At 36.5% G+C, this 14,662-nt stretch carries 9 protein-coding genes; 5 read left to right on the top strand and 4 right to left on the bottom strand.

All coding sequences use genetic code 11. The annotated features are described in order from the left end of the window. The first annotated feature begins 7 nt into the window (after positions 1-7). A complete protein-coding gene (locus tag P5P89_RS11115) occupies positions 8-232 on the top strand; it encodes a DUF6814 family protein (RefSeq protein WP_223683347.1) in 225 nt (74 codons plus the stop codon). A gap of 71 nt (positions 233-303) precedes the next feature. Here the strand turns inward: P5P89_RS11115 and P5P89_RS11110 are convergent, their stop codons facing one another. The 4 genes from P5P89_RS11110 to P5P89_RS11095 form a co-directional block, all read right to left on the bottom strand. Then, on the bottom strand, positions 304-3,177 hold the full coding sequence (locus tag P5P89_RS11110) for an alpha-amylase family glycosyl hydrolase (RefSeq protein WP_278008394.1): 2,874 nt from the start codon (positions 3,175-3,177) through the stop codon (positions 304-306). 78 nt (positions 3,178-3,255) lie between these two features. Then, positions 3,256-4,065 (bottom strand): SusE domain-containing protein, encoded by an 810-nt coding sequence (locus P5P89_RS11105; RefSeq protein ID WP_278008393.1) that lies wholly within the window; start codon positions 4,063-4,065, stop codon positions 3,256-3,258. Between the two features lie 11 nt (positions 4,066-4,076). Next, on the bottom strand, positions 4,077-5,645 hold the full coding sequence (locus tag P5P89_RS11100) for a RagB/SusD family nutrient uptake outer membrane protein (protein WP_278011964.1): 1,569 nt from the start codon (positions 5,643-5,645) through the stop codon (positions 4,077-4,079). 17 nt (positions 5,646-5,662) lie between these two features. Further along, positions 5,663-8,725: a SusC/RagA family TonB-linked outer membrane protein gene (locus P5P89_RS11095; RefSeq protein WP_278011963.1), complete on the bottom strand. Its 3,063-nt coding sequence runs from the start codon at positions 8,723-8,725 to the stop codon at positions 5,663-5,665. A 237-nt stretch (positions 8,726-8,962) separates the two neighbouring features. Here P5P89_RS11095 and P5P89_RS11090 point away from each other — a divergent pair, with 237 nt between their 5' ends. The 4 genes from P5P89_RS11090 (at position 8,963) to P5P89_RS11075 (ending at position 14,641) form a co-directional block, all read left to right on the top strand. Continuing rightward, on the top strand, positions 8,963-9,991 hold the full coding sequence (locus P5P89_RS11090; protein ID WP_278011962.1) for a LacI family DNA-binding transcriptional regulator: 1,029 nt from the start codon (positions 8,963-8,965) through the stop codon (positions 9,989-9,991). 271 nt (positions 9,992-10,262) lie between these two features. Continuing rightward, positions 10,263-11,618, top strand: coding sequence for an MFS transporter (locus tag P5P89_RS11085; protein ID WP_278011961.1), 1,356 nt, complete (start codon positions 10,263-10,265; stop codon positions 11,616-11,618). Between the two features lie 21 nt (positions 11,619-11,639). After that, complete coding sequence (gene pgmB / locus P5P89_RS11080; RefSeq protein ID WP_278011960.1) at positions 11,640-12,293, top strand: beta-phosphoglucomutase; 654 nt, start codon at positions 11,640-11,642, stop codon at positions 12,291-12,293. A gap of 44 nt (positions 12,294-12,337) precedes the next feature. Further along, positions 12,338-14,641, top strand: coding sequence for a glycoside hydrolase family 65 protein (locus P5P89_RS11075; protein ID WP_278011959.1), 2,304 nt, complete (start codon positions 12,338-12,340; stop codon positions 14,639-14,641). The last annotated feature ends 21 nt before the right edge of the window (positions 14,642-14,662 follow it).

The following is a 14,662-nucleotide window of genomic DNA, read 5'->3' as shown; positions in this document are numbered from 1 at the left end:
ACTGAAAATGAATTTTATAAAAAGAGCCTTAGGAATTGTGTGGATCATATTAGCAATTGCTGCTGCCTATTTTTGCATTTTTGAATTTGGTCTGCCAAAATTTTTATCGGATCAACAAGAGGATTTGGTATTTGGAATTATCATTCTGTTTATTCTGACTCCATTGATCGTTTTGGGGCTTGGGGTTTTTGGCTACTTCTCTTTAACTGGAGAATACGACAAAGAGAATTAATTTCTATCATATAAAAAACAAAAGGCTGCCCACACGGACAGCCTTTTCGCATTACCAAACCAAACAAAAATTTATTCTTTAATAAACTTTATTACTTCTGCTTCATTATTCTCATTAAGTGCTTTTACAATATATAAGCCCGGTTTTAAATCGCTTACCTCAAATTGAAAATCTGCATTTTCATTGTGTGTAAAACTTTTTACCAATTGACCAGTAATAGCATAAACTTCAACTTTTACAGCAGCAAAATTCAATGTGAAGTAATTCGAAACAGGATTTGGATACAAACTCAATGCGTTTCCTTTTTCGAAATCTTCAATAGCCAGACTCGCTTGTTTGTTCCCGTAAATTCTGAATTCTCCTGGTGGAATACTCATTACAGCGTTTACATCTGTAACAGTTATTGTAGAGTTGTCCAGCAGATTATACCATGTTCCCGGATATGAAAAACCTGTAGCAACGTTTTGAGTGGTAACATTAAAATTTGCCAAAATCAACACATCTTTAAGTTGTCCTGAAGATAGAGCTGAGTTTGTAATTTTAATGTTCGGATACAATGAACTGGTATTTGCCATGGTTGCTGTTCCGGAAAATACAGGTTCCGCAATTTTCATGGTGATCATTTTTGACCAGTCGTTATAAATTTTGCTTCGCCCGGCATTACCAAACCAGTTTCCTGTCCATTGTGGCTGTGGTTTTGTGTCTAATTTACAGTCTCCTGAAATCGTCGCCGAAGCATCATTTACAGTTCCATTGTTACAAGTAAAAATAGATGAATCCCAACCTAAATCTCCAAAATGCCAAATCATTTTTGGTCCCGGAACCAATAATGAAACTGCTCCTATTGCTGACATTCTTGACAAAGCTGTGCTTAATGTTTTTACATTGTGTGCTGGATTTGATGAATTTCCGTATTGTATATTTTTATACATCAGTCGCTCTTCGTCATGGCTTTCTGCGTAACCTATTAATCGATTTGCAGTAAAACCGCGGCTTGAACTTGTCATTCTTGAAATATTACCTGTGTATCCCATGGATAATTCATTATAAGCACCATTCAGATTACCCCACATCATGATTCCTTTGCTTGGCGATTCTGCAATTTTATAATTTGCCCATTGCTGTTCTTCCAGATCGGTTCCTAAGTGTTCGAAAATAGTATAATGCGTAGGATCCAGACTCCATGAATAATCTGCGTAGGATTTTAGAACATCAACTCTGTCCTGCTGATAGGCATTTGTACAAGTTTCATCTGAAGCCGTACAATTTTGAGTAAACCCTTTGGTTAAATCCCAACGCAGACCATCAATTTTGTATTCCTCAACCCATTGTTTGATGACACGTTTTACATAATGCTGAGTTCTGATGGACTGGTGATTAAAATCTTCTCCAACACTGTAACTGTGTTTGGCAGCAGTATTAAAATAAGGGTTTTCTGCGGTTGGTGATCCGAAACCGTCTCCATCAGGATCATTCATCCACATTCTGACCATCGGATTTCTTCCGAAAGCGTGATTTAAAGCCACATCCAGAATCACGGCGATGCCGTTTTGGTGGCATAAATCGATTAGTTCTTTTAATTTGTCTGAAGTTCCGTAGAATTTATCCAGCGCCATGTGGAAAGAAGTGTTGTAGCCCCAGCTTTCATTGCCTTCAAATTCCATTACCGGCATTAATTGAATAGCGTTTATTTTCAGATTTTTAAAATAATCAATTCTATCAATCAGGCTTTGATAGTTTCTGTTGGCATCAAAATCGCGAACCAAAACTTCATAAACGACTAATTTATCTTTTTCAGGTTTTGTAAAATTGGTTACCTGCCAGTTGTATGGCGTTTGTCCGGTTTTTAAAACCGTTACTTCGAATTGCTGTCCTGATGGGTAAACCGGCATGTTTGGATAATTGGTGGCAGGAATCGAGGGATCATCATAAGGAGACAAAACCAAGGTAGAATATGGGTCAGCTGTTTTTACCAATGAAGGTGAATTGGCCAAAGGAGTAGCATCTCCCACCCAATATTGGAAAGTATTATTTGCTCCCGAAATCAAACCAGATAACTCCAACCAGAATTTTCCTGAAACCGGATCTTTTTTCATGGCATACGCCGATGAAGGCTGCCAGTTATTAAAACTTCCGGCCACGTAAACAAAATCTTTTAAAGGGGCATCCAGAACTAAAGTTGCTTTTGTGGCATCAGCTGTGTTGTAATTGATTCCGTCAACTAAACCGGCTGGCATAGCTTCTGAAACGGTATTAGGGTTTACAATAACTGAGAACTTTTTTGAAATTGTTGTTGCGCCCTGAGTTACCAGCATTTCATAACTCTGATTCGCTGTAATGTTAGTTTGGCTAAAGGAATAACTTGCAGTACTTGCGTTTGTATTGAGAGTGTTTCCGTTTGATTTTAACACATAACTTGCAACACCATTGGTATTTGCAGCTGTAATATTAAAAGTAGCTCCCGATGTTAAAATCGCTGAACTGTTTTCTGCAGGTGCAGTAAGGGTAACCTGAAAAGTACCTACTTCAGCTAAGATGTCCTGCGATTTTTTGTCTCCGGTTCCGTCTTTGGCTTTGATCAAAAAACCGATTCTCCCAATTCCGGTAGCATTGTAATAAGTAGCAGGTGTAATGGTTTTGGTATAAGTATCTGTTCCGGCATTATACGTAAACATACTCGCTGCGCTTGAAGCAGTCCAGGAACCGTTATTTGGTGTTCCCTTTGAAGTAGTGTCATTGATATCAAAAGCCCATGCCCACATATACAATTCATGAGTCCCGGCAATGCCCCATGTGGTCTCATTGATGCTGCTTCCGTTTATGGTAATGGTAATAGAATTGGTCTCTTCAAAAGTAGCAGGACTTATGGAATACGTTACGTTTTGCTGCTGCGAAAAGACACTTATTGTCAGTAAAAGAACTAATAAAAGTATAATTTTTTTCATAAGAGTGGTTGGTTTTGGTTAGTATGATAAAAAAAGGCTACCATTACAGATAGCCTTTTGAATATTGAGACTAAAAAATTAGTCTAATGTTATTTTTTTTGCAGCGTTGTCAATTGTTAAAACCCTGGATCCTGTTGGCCCGGTATATTTAAAATTGGCATCTCCATCACCCGCATTTACTAACTCTGAATCAATAGCAAAACTCAAACTGCTATAGTAAGTGTAGTTACGGCTGGAATCCCAGTTGCCGTCATTTGTAAAGTTGTTACCTAAAAACTCCCTAAAAGCTTCTCCGTTTTTAAGGACAACTGTTACCTGATAAACATTTGTTTTTCCAGTAACTAATGGGAATTCAGTTTCTGAATCTCCTTCCCATGACCATCCGCCTGGTGTTGCTGCACCAACTAACCAATGAGAGGAAGCCAATGGCACTCGATACGGAGTTGCTTTGAATGTATTGACATTCGAATATTGTGGTATTCCTGATGTTCCTACCACAGATTTTATGCGAATCTCTACGTCGTTCACTTGTTTTTCAACAAAACCTCCATTTACAAGTGCCGGATTTAATTCTGAGACTTTTAAACTTTTGGAAAGCTCAGTTGTAGTTGTTACAGTGATAGGATTAGCAAAATTAGTCCCAGCTTTTGCAATCTCAATGGTATAATTTACCACAGTTTGCGAACCTGTGTATTTTGCAGCATCCCATTTTACTTCTGCTGCAACGTTATTTTCAGTTTCTTTCGACAATACAATACTAAACCCTGCCGCAGGTGTCAGTAATTTAGGCGCCTCTGATGGTGTTACCATTATATGGTCATCCGGATTACAGGACAATATTGTAGCAAACAACATTGAAAATATGCTTACTTTTACTATATTTTTCATCTTTTTCGTATTTAAGATTGAGGATAACCCGGATTTTGGGTTAAATTTGAATTTGACTGTAAAGCACTTGTTGGAATAGGATACAAATTGTAAGTATCAGGAATCGAAGTTCCATTTTTTACCCCACCTTTCCACGGCCATAAATAAGATCCTCCGGTAAATTTTCCAAAACGGATCAAATCTTGTCTTCTGTGGCCTTCCAGGTTCAGTTCTCTGGCTCTTTCATCCAAGATAAAATCCAATGTAAGTTGTCCTGGCGTAATCGCTCCGGCGTTTGACCTGTTTCTCACCGCATTGACATAATCCAAAGCTTTTTGAGCGGTACCGCCAGAAGCTCCCCTAACGACACACTCCGCGTACATCAGGTAAGCATCTGCCAGCCTGAATAAAGGGAAATCGGTATTAGAAAAACTGGTTGCATTAGAAGTGCCAACAAAGTTTTTGTTTCTGAATTTTACACTAGGATAACCGTCTGTCCATAATTTATAGTCATTCATTTCATAAGAATGTCCGGTTGTCCAGAACAGTTTTGCTCTGTCATCTGGAGAATTGGCTAAGTCACCGTTATTAAACAATCCATACCAGGCTTTGGTTGCTCTGTGTCCACCCCAGTTATCAGTCGATCCAAAATCATTTGGATTCATGGTTTCTGTGCTTAAATTTCCATTTACGATATAAGTTGTATTTCCGTAACCCTGACTTACAACGGCATCCGCAATTAAGGTGTAGATAATTTCAGGAGAAGTATTATTATCCCCAGAAAAAATACTCACAAATTTTGGGGCAATTGTATAACCACCTTCGTCAATTACCTTTTTAGTATATGTTAAAGCGTCATCATATCTTGGAGTTCCTGAATACACTTCGGCATTTAAATATAATTTTGCCAACAACATTCTTACTACATGTTTATCGGCTTTACCGTACGATTTGGTTGCTGTAATGGTGCCTTCAATATCTTTTAGTTCTGATTCAACAAAGTCAAAAAGTTCTTTTCTTGTTGATTCTTTTTTAGGCGTCGAGGTGTTAATGTCATCTTCAGTAGTGATAACTCCTTTACCAAAACAATCAATCACATAATAGTAAGCTAGTGCTCTTAAAAAACGAAGTTCTGCTATATGGTTTTCTTTTTCAGGAATTGCAACAGAAGTTGATTTCAGAATTTTAATCAGATTACTGGCCTGAGGAATTGTATAGTAAGCCCTGTCATATAAGTATCGGAAAAATTTATTGTTTGGATTCCAGTTACTTGTAGTTGTCAACTGATCCAGACCATCATCCCCCCAACGGTTTTTCATACCATCGGCAGAGAACTCCTGCAAATTGATGATACTTCTTAAAAATGCAGCTTCACCGGCATCTTTTGTAACTACATCTGTAGATGTTGGACCATCTGGTCCTGAAAGAGCGAAAGTTCCGTAAATTTTAGAAACCAAACCGTCTACTGCATTTGGATCCTGCTCTAAAAGCTTATCCAAAGTCAACTCTACTTTTGGCTCTGTATTCAGGTCATCCACACAGGAAGCGAATAAAAAAAGTACAAAAGCAGCTCCTATTATTTTAAATTTAAATTGATTCATTTGTATATTTTTTTTAATTAAAAATCTAAATTCAGACCCAAACTGAACGTTCTGGATCGTGGATAGAAATTATTATCAATTCCATTAAAGTTTTCCGGATCTACACCAGTGTAATCTGTTACGATAAATAAGTTATTGGCAGAAGCATATAATCTTAAAACCGTGCCTTTTAATATAGTATCAAAATTATACCCGAGAGTAATATTCTGACAACGTAAAAAACTTGCATCTTCTAAATAATAATTAGAAAAAGGAATGTTACCGTTAATATTCTGAAAAGCATAATCAGTGTCTAAAATATTAGATAAATTCGTAGAGTTAACCGGAATTGCTTTATCTAAATAACCGGATTGAAGTTTTCGTGCATTATATACTTTTCCGCCTATCTGGCCATTGAAAGTAGTGGACAGGTCGAATTTTTTATAATTAGCCGTTAAACCAAAACCATAAGTCCAGTTTGGTCTTAAAGCGATATAGCTTCTGTCATTATCATCAATAGTACCGTCTCCGTTTTTATCAACAAAAGCGTTTTGAATTGGTTTGTTGTTCGAATCATAAATTTGTTCAAAAACCCATGCAGAATAAGGTTGTTCGCCAACAGTGTTGTAAGCTATCTTTTGACCTGTTCCAACAGGAATCGTAGATGCGTTATCAACATTGGTAATTCTATTGTTCAAGTCCGTAATTTCGCCTATGTTATAAGCAATGTTTCCATTTACAGCTAAATTGAAATCGTTGCTGCTTATTACTTTAACGTTCAGGTTTCCTTCGACACCTTTATTTTCCATCTTACCAACATTCGAAACAAATTCATTTGTTAATGCCTGTCCCGGAGGAGCTGAAACCACTGAAAGCAAGTCATTTGTGTATTTTTGATACGCATCAATGCTACCCGTAACTATACTATTTTCAAATAATTCAAAATCAACTCCTATATTATAAGTTGTTGTTTTTTCCCAGGTCAAATCTTCGTTATAAGGTTTTGCAAAATATCCGTTTACCCCCGGAATATATGTACTTGAAGCACTCGTAGAACCAAATAACGGACTATAAGGATAAGAGCCTGCAACACCTGTAATATCCTGCTGACCAGTTATACCATATCCTAATCTTAATTTTAATTCTTTGAAAGTTCCAGAATCTTTTAAGAAAGTTTCATCCTTGATTCTCCAGGCAAAACCTGCTGCGGGAAAATAACCCCATCTGCTGTCTTCTTTAAATAAAGAGGAACCGTCAGCTCTTAAAGTTAAAGTAAATAAATACTTATTCACTAAATCAAAATTAGCTCTTCCGAAAAAAGACTGTAAGTTTCTTTCGTTAAAATATCTATTGTTTGGATTAGACGGGTTTGGAGTTAATTCTCTTAAACCATTAACCGTGCTGTATCTGTAAATTTCTTTATTACCATCCGTTACAAAGTTCTGATACGAATACCCTGCCTGAGCATCTACTCTTGAGACAAATCCATCTAAATTTTTAGTATAAGCAAAGTAAGCGTCTAATGTTTTATTGGTTACGGTTTGATTTTCTAAATAATTCAGTCCCGGATTAAAAACATACGTTGGAGGCGTTGTTGCGGTTGAATTATCCAGTTGATAAGTCTGAATAGAATTATCTGTATATGTTTCCTCAATTTTAGTTTTAGATGCTTCGATACCTACATTTGCTACAGCTCTTAAAGCTTCCAAAAATGGCATTTTATAATCTAATTCGATGTTTCCTAATAATTTCTGAACTTCCTCAGGACGGGATCTTTGGTTTATAATAGCCAAAGGATTTTGCTGTCCGCTTAAAGAATTATTGGTATTTAATAATTGATAATATCCTCCGAATTTATTATTGGCACTATTGTCATAAGCCGGTTTTGTTGGATCCATACCCAAAGCGTTACCAATAACAGCATCTCCATCAATAGCATTTTTCTTAACCGAAATTCCTTTAGCATTTATATCAATTTTCAAGTGATTATCCAAAAGGGACGGGGAAAGCTTAATAGAAGCAGAGTACCTGTCCAAATCATTCGTTTTTACAACGCCTTCATTTTTTGCATAGCCAACAGAAGCTCTGAACGGAATTTTTCCAAACAAATTCGCTCTGGCACTGAAGTTATTGTCTGTAGAAATAGATTGTCTGTAAATCAAATCCTGCCAATTGGTATCATACAATATCCTTCCTTCTATTTGTGGAGTACCTGCAATATCAGTTGCCCCTGAGCCATCAGGAATCCCCAGTAGATTTGTATAAGAAGGATGGTATTTTTGTATGAAAGAAGTAAATTCAGTTCCGCTTAGCATATCAACAGGATTGTTTACTTTTCCAATGGTTACATTAGATGAAAAATTGAATTTAGGAGCACCTGAAACACCTTTTTTAGTAGTAATAATGATAACACCATTTGATGCTCTCGATCCGTAAATAGCGGTTGCAGAAGCGTCTTTTAAAATTGCAAATGTATCTACGTCATTAGGATTAATTAAGGTTAGTGGATTAGAAATTCCGGCAGGATTGGTGTTGTCAATTGGCACACCATCAATAATTATAAGCGGACTGTTGTTTCCTGATAAAGAACTTCCTCCTCTAATTCTAATGTTTGGATTAGAATCTGGTGCACCGCCATCAGAAGTGATTCTGACACCCGCAGCTCTACCAACTAAAAGCTGATCTGCAGATCCAACCGGTCCTTTGTTAAGCTGGGCAGCAGATAATACCGAAACCGCACCAGTTGCATCTTTTTTCTTAACAGTACCGTAACCTACCTGTACAACTACCTCTTTAAGCTGATTTGTATCTTCTTCTAATAAAATATTTAGAGTTTTTTGTCCGTTATAGTCAACAGTTTGTGTTTTGTATCCAATAAAAGAGATCGTGATTTTGTTTCCGTTCTTTACATTAGATAATTCAAAATTACCGTCAAATCCGGTCGATGTTCCTCCCGGAGCACCCTGTACATTTACATTTACTCCCGGGATTGGCTGTCCTGTCGCTTTATCGACAACTGTACCTTTTAAAGTGCTTTGAGCGAGCATAGTAAACGGTAGCAGCAGGAATAAAAATAACAACTTTTTCGAAATTGTTTTCATACTTTTTGTTTAAATTAGTTTGAGTTAGTGATTGTTAGTTAAGCTTTTAATTTTACTTCGAATTTCAAAATTAGGAATTAATTAACATGCTCAACGCCAGTCATTTTTTATTGGCTTACGCAAACGTGGTAGTGTTGAAAACTTTATATATTATTGCGTTTTTTTAGGAATAAAATTATGATTTGTGGAAATTAAACATACCTTTATTGTCAATAACATTTTTTTCAAATTAGTATCATGAAGCGAAAAGTGACCCTAAAACAGATAGCAAAAGAGCTCGATGTATCTATTTCAACTGTTTCAAAATCATTGCGAAACAGTCCTGAAATTGGTGAAGAAACCCGGTTAAAAGTTCAGGCTTTTGCAAAATTTTACAACTATAAACCGAACAACATTGCCCTTAGTTTAAAAAACCGAAAAACCAAAAGTATTGGTATTATTATTCCGGAAATTGTACATTATTTTTTCTCTACTGTAATTGACGGAATTGAGCAGGTTGCTAATGAAAACGGCTATAGTGTTGTAATCTGTTTATCCGATGATTCTTTTGATAAAGAAGTATTAAATATGGAAATGCTGGCCAACGGAAGCATCGACGGTTTTATCATGTCGCTCTCGAAAGAAACACAATTTAAAGGCGATTTTCATCATATTACCGAAGTGATCAATCAGGGAATGCCGGTTGTAATGTTTGATCGTGTCACCAATGATATATTATGCGATAAAGTAATTATTGATGATAAGGCGGCAGCATACGAAGCAGTTCAGAGTCTGATTGACAGCGGAAGAAAAAAAATAGCGCTTGTTACTACTGTTGATTATGTAAGCGTTGGTAAACTAAGAACAGATGGTTACGAAAAAGCATTATTGGACAATGGACTACCGTTCAACGAAGATTTAATCATAAAAATTGAAGACGTAGATACCTGCGAAATTACGATTAGCCAGCTTTTACATGACAGGGCTTTTGATGCTGTTTTTGCCGTAAATGAGCTTTTTGCCGTAACCATTATTAAAACAGCAAACAAAATGGGGCTTAAAGTTCCGGAAGATCTGGCTGTAATTGCTTTTACTGACGGTATTATTTCTAAATATTCAACGCCAAGTATTACAACTGTGAGTCAAAGCGGAAAAAAAATGGGTAATAAAGCCGCTAAAATGCTTATTGAAAGACTGGAAGCTGAACATGAAGATGATGAAGAAAATGAAAATTACAGAACAGAGGTTATCGAAACGCATCTTATAAAAAGAGAATCTACCGACTAATTTTTCAATCGTAAAAATAGTGATGCAACTGTTTAAACTGAATTTGTCTTATACTTGATCATTTTCAATTTTAGTGGTACTTTTTTCTTATTTAATTCATTACTACAACCTTGTAGTAAAAAATGTTTGCTCTTATTTGCCTTTATCAAACAAAAAACTGAAATATATTTCTATATTTACAGCCTGGCTCAAAGCTTTTACTTTTACTTCGAAATAATAGTAAGTTTTGATAAGCAAAGCGCTTATCGTATAATTTTCACAAATTACGATAATGGAAAAGCGTAAATTAAGTTTCTGGGAAATTTGGAATATGAGTTTTGGTTTCCTGGGGATACAAATGGGATTTGCACTTCAGAATGCAAACGCCAGCAGAATTCTACAGATCTTTGGTGCCGACGTTCATGAGCTTTCATGGTTCTGGATTATTGCTCCCCTAATGGGATTGATAGTACAGCCGATTATTGGTCATTACAGTGACAGGACATGGGGAAGGTTTGGCAGAAGAAAACCTTTCTTTTTAGTTGGGGCAATTTTAGCCTCCGTTGGATTAATCCTGATGCCACAGGCTAATATTTTCATTTCAGTATTGCCCGCTTTGTGGGTTGGAGCCGGAATGTTAATGATTATGGACGCCTCTTTTAACATTGCTATGGAGCCTTTTCGTGCACTTGTTGGAGATAATTTGCGTACAGATCAGCGTACAGCAGGATTTAGTATTCAGACATCCTTAATTGGTTTTGGGGCCGTAATTGGTTCAGCACTTCCTTACGTTTTAACAAAATGGTTTGATGTGCCAAACAGCACCGTTCCCGGAAGTGTCCCATTAAATCTGATGCTCTCCTTTATCATTGGGGCAGCAATTTTAGTTGGTTCAATTTTAGTGACTCTCTTCACAACAAAAGAATATTCTCCTGAAGAACTGGCCAAATTTGAAGATCCGCAAAATGAAGTGATTCCTGATTATGAAGAAAAATCAAAAATCACAGATATTTTCACAGATTTTACAAAAATGCCTGCCACCATGCGGCAGCTCAGCTGGGTGCAGTTTTTCTCATGGTTTGGATTATTCGGTATGTGGGTTTTTACAACTCCTGCTATTGCCCACCACATTTACAAATTACCGCTTAGTGACACTTCAAGCCAGCAATATCAAAACGCCGGTGACTGGGTCGGAATTCTATTTGGTGTTTACAATTTAGTTTCTGCTATAGTCGCTTTGTTTTTCTTACCCTACATTGCTAAAAAAATCGGCCGAAAAGCAACCCATTCACTTTCATTAATAATTGGAGGAATTGGTTTAATCTCCATTTATTTCATGCCAGATGAAAACTGGGTCGTTTTGCCAATGATTTTAATTGGAGTAGCCTGGGCAAGCATTCTGGCAATGCCTTATGCAATCCTTGCCGGTTCGATTACGCCTAAAAAAATGGGGGTCTACATGGGAATTTTCAACTTCTTTGTTGTAATTCCGCAAATTGTAAACGCATTAATTGGCGGTCCAATTGTAAAATATCTTTATGATGGCGATGCAATTTATGCCCTAATCACAAGTGGCATAAGTTTCTTAATTGCTGCACTTTTAGTCTACAAAGTAAAAGATGTAGACGACGATATTCTAAAATCATAAATTAAAGAATTCTCCTTTTTAATGAAAAAAGCATTCCTCTTCGACCTTGACGGAGTCATTGTCGATACCGCCAAATATCATTTTTTGGCCTGGCAAAAAATCGCGCAAGCGTTACATATAAATTTTATACACGAACATAACGAATTACTTAAAGGTGTTAGCCGTGTTAGGTCCTTGGATATCATTTTAGAATTAGGTAATGTCCAGGTTTCTCAGGCAGATAAGGACAAAATGCTAATTCAGAAAAATGAGGATTACTTATCGTATTTAGTTGGTATGGACGAAAGCGAAATTCTTCCGGGGGTTTTTAAAATTCTGCAATTATTAAAAGATAAAAATCAGGGAATCGCACTGGGTTCTGCCAGTAAAAACGCAAGACCAATTCTGGAAAAAACCGGAATCATTTCGTATTTCGATGTTATTGTTGACGGAAATGACGTTACCAATGCAAAACCAGACCCTGAAGTTTTCTTAAAAGCGGCTCAATTATTAAACATTGATCCAAAAAATTCAATTGTATTTGAAGATTCTGTTGCCGGAATTCAGGCAGCAAATATTGCAGAAATGGTAAGTGTGGGAATTGGTGAGGAAACAATTTTGCATGAGGCTGATTTCATTTTTAAAGATTTCACTTTCATAGATGAAACCTTTATCGAATCATTAATCACAAAATAAAATCAATCATAAATCAATCAATCACAAAAACACTTTAAAAACAAATGAACCAAGATTATATAAAACCAGACAATTGGTCAATTATAGAAGAAGGATTTGATGCCGAGAGAGTAAAATCGTCTGAAAGTCTTTTTAGTATCGGGAACGGTGCTATGGGACAACGCGCCAATTTTGAAGAAACCTATTCAGCAGAAACTTTTCAGGGAAGTTACATCGCTGGAATTTATTATCCAGATAAAACAAAAGTGGGCTGGTGGAAAAACGGTTATCCAAAATATTTCGCCAAAGTACTAAACGCGCCAAACTGGATTGGAATTGACATTGAAATCAACGAAGAAAATCTTGATTTAAATATTTGTACCGAAGTTAGAAACTTCCGCAGAGAATTGAATATGAAAGAAGGATGGTACAATCGTTCTTTTGAAGCAGTTCTAAAAAACGGAACTGAAATCGCAGTAAACGTTCGTCGTTTTCTTTCCTTAGATTTAGACGAAGCCGGAATCATTAAATACGATATTACACCTTTAAACAAAGATGCTAAAATCGTTTACAAACCTTATGTTGACGCTGGTGTAACCAATGAAGATGCCAACTGGGAAGAAAAATTCTGGGAACCGCTTGAAGTTAAAAAAGGCACAAACGAAGCTTTTGTAACCGCTCAAACGTTTAAAACGCATTTTAAAGTTACGACTTTCATGCACAATACGATTTTGGCAAACGGAGAAAACATCAATGTTTCGCCTTCAACAATCGATTCAACAACAGATAAAGTTCAATACACTTACGGAACTATTATTGCAAAAGGACAAACCTCATCAATCCAGAAAATTGGTGGTTATACGGTTTCTTTAAATCACGAAAACACTTTGGCTGCAGCCGAAAAATGTATCAAAACGGTCGTTTCTTTAGGATATGATACTTTGCTTCAAAACCAAATTGATGCTTGGGAAAAAATCTGGGAAATGTCAGATATTACAATTGAAGGCGATGTTAAGGCACAACAGGGAATTCGCTTCAATATTTTCCAATTAAACCAAACCTATTCCGGAAAAGATTCCCGTTTGAATATTGGACCAAAAGGTTTTACCGGAGAAAAATACGGCGGATCAACGTATTGGGATACTGAGGCGTATTGTATTCCGTTTTACATGGCCACAAAAGACCAACAGGTTGCGAGAAACTTATTGACATATCGCTACAATCAATTGGATAAAGCAATTGAAAATGCTAAAGATAATTTAGGTTTCAAAAACGGCGCGGCATTGTATCCGATGGTGACCATGAATGGTGAAGAATGCCACAACGAATGGGAAATCACGCACGAAGAAATCCACAGAAATGGTGCGATTGCTTTTGCGATTTATAACTATTACCGTTACACGGGCGATTACTCTTATATTCCAGAAAAAGGTTTAGAAGTATTAATCGGGATTGCGCGTTTCTGGCATCAGAGGGCTTCTTTTTCTAATGACAAAAATCAGTATGTTATTTTGGGAGTTACAGGTCCAAATGAATACGAAAACAACATCAACAATAATTTCTACACCAATTATATTGCAAAGTGGTGTATTGATTTTGCTTCGGAACAAATTGAAAAAGTCGCTTCAGAATATCCTGCAGATCACAAAAGAGTGATGGAGAAAGTTACTCTTTCATCAGCAGAAATTCAAGAATGGAAAAAAGTGGCTGATGACATGTATTTCCCTGTTTCAGAAGAATTGGGAATCTATTTACAGCAAGACGGTTTCTTAGACAAAGAATTAGTTCCTGTAAAAGATTTAGATAAATCCCAGCGTCCGATCAATCAAAAATGGTCTTGGGATCGTGTGTTGCGTTCGCCATATATCAAACAAGCAGACGTTTTACAAGGTTTCTATTTCTTCGAAGATCATTTTTCGAAAGAAGAATTAAAACGCAATTTCGAGTTTTATGAGTCGTTTACGGTGCACGAAAGTTCGCTTTCGCCTTGCGTACACTCGATTCAGGCTGCAGTTTTAGATAAAATGGACATGGCATACACCTTTTATTTAAGAACTTCTCGTTTGGATTTAGATGATTATAATAAAGAAGTGGAAGAAGGCTGTCACATTACGTCAATGGCCGGAACATGGATGAGTATTGTAGAAGGTTTTGGCGGAATGCGAGTGAAAAATGATCAATTACATTTCTCTCCAAAAATTCCAAAAGAATGGAAAGGTTATTCTTTTAAAATTAATTTCAGAAACCAAATTTTAAAAGTAGCTGTAAATCATAACGAAACAACATTTACTGTAGACGGCGATCAGGATTTAAACATTATAGTAAATGGCACGACTATAACGGCTGGTAAACTCGCACAAATTAATTAAATTACATTTCTCTAAAAATCT

The sequence above is a fragment of the Flavobacterium gyeonganense genome, assembly GCF_029625295.1.
In the GTDB taxonomy this organism is placed as follows: Bacteria; Bacteroidota; Bacteroidia; order Flavobacteriales; family Flavobacteriaceae; genus Flavobacterium; species Flavobacterium gyeonganense.
This window is presented reverse-complemented; position numbering and strand designations above follow the sequence as displayed.

Coding starts and splice junctions, on each gene's coding strand:
- P5P89_RS11090 (WP_278011962.1), top strand. CDS start 8,963: ATGAAGCGAAAAGTGACCCTAAAACAGATAGCAAAAGAGCTCGATGTA.
- P5P89_RS11085 (WP_278011961.1), top strand. CDS start 10,263: ATGGAAAAGCGTAAATTAAGTTTCTGGGAAATTTGGAATATGAGTTTT.
- P5P89_RS11100 (WP_278011964.1), bottom strand. CDS start 5,645: ATGAATCAATTTAAATTTAAAATAATAGGAGCTGCTTTTGTACTTTTT.
- P5P89_RS11095 (WP_278011963.1), bottom strand. CDS start 8,725: ATGAAAACAATTTCGAAAAAGTTGTTATTTTTATTCCTGCTGCTACCG.
- P5P89_RS11105 (WP_278008393.1), bottom strand. CDS start 4,065: ATGAAAAATATAGTAAAAGTAAGCATATTTTCAATGTTGTTTGCTACA.
- pgmB (WP_278011960.1), top strand. CDS start 11,640: ATGAAAAAAGCATTCCTCTTCGACCTTGACGGAGTCATTGTCGATACC.
- P5P89_RS11075 (WP_278011959.1), top strand. CDS start 12,338: ATGAACCAAGATTATATAAAACCAGACAATTGGTCAATTATAGAAGAA.
- P5P89_RS11110 (WP_278008394.1), bottom strand. CDS start 3,177: ATGAAAAAAATTATACTTTTATTAGTTCTTTTACTGACAATAAGTGTC.
- P5P89_RS11115 (WP_223683347.1), top strand. CDS start 8: ATGAATTTTATAAAAAGAGCCTTAGGAATTGTGTGGATCATATTAGCA.